Source organism: Arthrobacter sp. (assembly GCF_031179385.1).
GTDB lineage: Bacteria > Actinomycetota > Actinomycetes > Actinomycetales > Micrococcaceae > Arthrobacter_D.
Map to the genome: position 1 here is coordinate 1 of NZ_JAPSHV010000203.1, position 2,997 is coordinate 2,997.

Annotated in this window: 2 protein-coding genes and 1 pseudogene; all 3 read left to right on the forward strand. The window is 65.7% G+C overall.

Annotated elements, in window-relative coordinates; translation table 11 throughout:
- Positions 1-33 precede the first annotated feature (33 nt).
- Positions 34-1,170 carry an undecaprenyldiphospho-muramoylpentapeptide beta-N-acetylglucosaminyltransferase gene (gene murG / locus RIF85_RS15470; RefSeq protein WP_309072792.1) on the forward strand — a complete coding sequence of 379 codons (1,137 nt, stop codon included), beginning with the start codon at positions 34-36 and terminating at the stop codon, positions 1,168-1,170.
- Positions 1,167-2,570: a UDP-N-acetylmuramate--L-alanine ligase gene (murC, locus tag RIF85_RS15475; RefSeq protein WP_309072793.1), complete on the forward strand. Its 1,404-nt coding sequence runs from the start codon at positions 1,167-1,169 to the stop codon at positions 2,568-2,570. The genes murG and murC overlap by 4 nt, the downstream gene beginning before the upstream one ends.
- Positions 2,567-2,997, forward strand: a pseudogene (locus RIF85_RS15480) (hypothetical protein); the annotation flags it as partial. The gene murC and the pseudogene RIF85_RS15480, both read left to right, overlap by 4 nt.

The window sequence follows — 2,997 nt, forward strand, 5'->3', positions numbered from 1 at the left end:
CACGAAACCCGAATCCGACTCCGGGATCCGCAAATGAAAGATCAAGAGACTCCATTGACTGAAGACGCCACCCTGTCGGTCGTCCTTGCCGGCGGGGGTACCGCCGGGCACATCAGCCCCCTGCTCGCAATCGCCCGTGCCCTCGTCACCGCAAGCCCGAACGCCCGCGTTGTCGCCGTCGGTACTGCTGCCGGCATGGAGACGCGACTGGTGCCGGCCGCAGGATTCCGCCTCGAAACCATCGAGCGCGTTCCGATGCCCCGCCGTCCGGGCATCGACCTGCTGAAGCTTCCGGTTCGTCTGGTCCGGGCCGTGCAACAGGCGCTGAAAATCGTCGACGCCGCGCGGGCCGACGTCGTCGTGGGTGTGGGTGGATACGTGTCCACGCCCCTCTACCTTGCAGCGAGGATCCGCCGCGTCCCGGTGGTCATCCACGAGGCGAACGCGCACCCAGGGCTGGCCAACCGGTTGGGGGCGCGCATCGCACACACTGTCGCGGTGGCGTTCAAAGGCACAGGCCTGCCGGGCGAGCAGTGGGTTGGAATGCCGATGCGGCCGGAAATCTCGACACTTGACCGCGCTGCACAGCGCGCAGAAGCACGTGCAGAGCTCGGCCTGGACCCTGTCCGCCCCACGCTGATCGTTACCGGCGGGTCTTCGGGAGCAGCGAGCATCAACCGCGCAGTCGCTGCCGCCGCGCAGAAGGTAGTTGAAGCGGACAACCGGGTTCAGGTGCTTCACATCACCGGGCGCGGAAAGCAGGTGACCGGGACCGACGGTGCGCTCCTCACCACTGGGAACTACCGCCAGATCGAGTACGTGGATCGCATGGAGAACGTCTATGCAGCAGCCGACCTGCTGCTGGCGCGCGCAGGGGCCGCGACGGTTTGTGAAGTTGCAGCCGTTGGACTGCCCGCTGTCTTCGTGCCCTTGCCGCACGGCAACGGGGAACAGCGGCGTAATGCCGCGGAACTGGTTGCTGCCGGAGGGGCGCTCATGGTCGAGGACCGGCAGCTGAGTGCTGAATGGCTCCTCTCCGAAGCCCTGCCCCTGGTACAGGACGCCGAGCGACTCGAGAGCATGTCCATGGCCGCTGCGCCGCTCGGCGTGCGGGACGCCGATGAGCGCATGGCGAAGCTGATTATCGATGCTGCCGGAGGCCGCTCATGAGTACTGCTGTTAGAGACCTGGGCCGCGTCCATTTCATTGGGCTGGGTGGAGCCGGAATGTCGGCCGTGGCGCGAGTGCTCCTCGGCCGGGGTGTCGAGGTCTCAGGGTCCGACGCCGCCGACTCACGTGGTCTTCAGGCTCTCGCCGCGCTCGGTGCACGTGTGCACGTCGGCCACGACGGGGCGAATCTGGGAATCGCCGACACCGTCGTTGTGTCCAGCGCAATCCGCGGGTCGAACCCCGAACTCGTGGAGGCGGAAGCCAGGGAACTACGGATCCTTCACCGCTCAGAGGCGCTGGCCGCCGCTATGGACGGACGCGCGGTGGTTGCCGTTGCCGGCACGCACGGCAAGACGACGACGACGGCAATGATCACCGTCATGCTGCAGGCTGCCGGAGCAAATCCGTCCTTCGCGATCGGCGGTGAGGTCGCCGCTTTGGGCGTCAATGCCGAGTGGGCGGACGGGGAGGTGTTCGTCGCCGAAGCGGACGAGTCCGACGGTTCCTTCCTCAATTACCGTCCGCACATCGGCGTGGTCACCAACGTTGAGGCCGATCACCTGGACCACTACGGGTCAGCCGATGCGGTGTACCGCTCTTTTGATCAGTTTGCGGCGTTGCTGCCTGCCGGGGACGGCGTGCTGGTTGCCTGTCATGACGATGACGGAGCTGCCGCACTAGCTGAGCGAACCGCCGCTTCGCGTCGGGTGAGGACGTACGGATACAACGAAGGTGCAGACGTTCGGATCAGTAACACTCGGGCACTGGGCAGTACCTCGAACAGCGTTCTCTCCTTCTCGGTGGATGGACTCGACAGCCAGCAGGAGCTGCAACTTGGGGTCCCCGGCCGGCACAACGTCCTCAATGCTGCCGCTGCTTTCGCTGTGGGACTCGAGCTGGGTGTGGATCCCGCCGCAGCTGCCGCAGGCCTGGCATCCTTCTCCGGTGCAGCGAGACGCTTCGAAGCGAAGGGGGAGTCCGGCGGCGTTCGGGTTTTCGACGACTACGCGCATCATCCCACCGAAGTTGCTGCCGCACTCAGTGCCGCCCGGACTGTCGCGGGGGAGTACCGCGTGCACGTGCTCTTCCAACCGCATTTGTTTTCGCGCACGCAGGAGTTCGCCGAAGAGTTCGCGGCTGCGCTGTCACTTGCCGATTCCGTGCGTGTCCTCGATATCTATGCCTCCCGGGAGGATCCCGTGGAGGGCGTCACCAGCCGGTTGATCAGCGACCGGCTGACCGTACCCGGCGGGTACGCTCCGAGCGCCGACGCAGCAATGCAGGACATCGTTGGGTCGGCCAGGAGCGGCGACATCATCCTGACAGTCGGGGCGGGTGACGTAACCCGCTTCGGTCCGCTGTTGGTCGATCTCCTCGCGCGTAAGGAAGACTCCCAGTGACCCCCCGACCTCCGCGCAAGCCTGGACCTGCCCGGCCCCGGCAGCGCCGGTTCTCGACGGATGACACCATCACTGCCGAGAAATCCATCAGTGCCGAGAAGTCCATCACTGCCGAGAAATACGTTCCCGCCCGGCAGATCGACACCCTGCGCGAGGAACGCATCTCGGCATCGAAGGAGGCTCCGGTCGCCCTCCTGGACCGCGAGCCGGATGCCGGCACTGTCATAGCGTTCCCGGAACCGCCGCGACGTAAGCGGAGAAGATGGTGGCTGACTGCCATCATCTCCGCTGTATTGCTCGTCGGCGGTCTGATCGCCTACCTGGTGTACTCACCTGCGTTGGCCGTACGGACCCTGGAGGTCCAGGGAAACCAATTGGTCCCCGAGGACCAGATAGCTGCGGCGCTTGCCCCGCTCATGGGTATCTC

Excerpts from the sequence above, each read along its gene's own strand:
- murG (WP_309072792.1), top strand. The coding sequence starts at position 34 with ATGAAAGATCAAGAGACTCCATTGACTGAAGACGCCACCCTGTCGGTC.
- murC (WP_309072793.1), top strand. The coding sequence starts at position 1,167 with ATGAGTACTGCTGTTAGAGACCTGGGCCGCGTCCATTTCATTGGGCTG.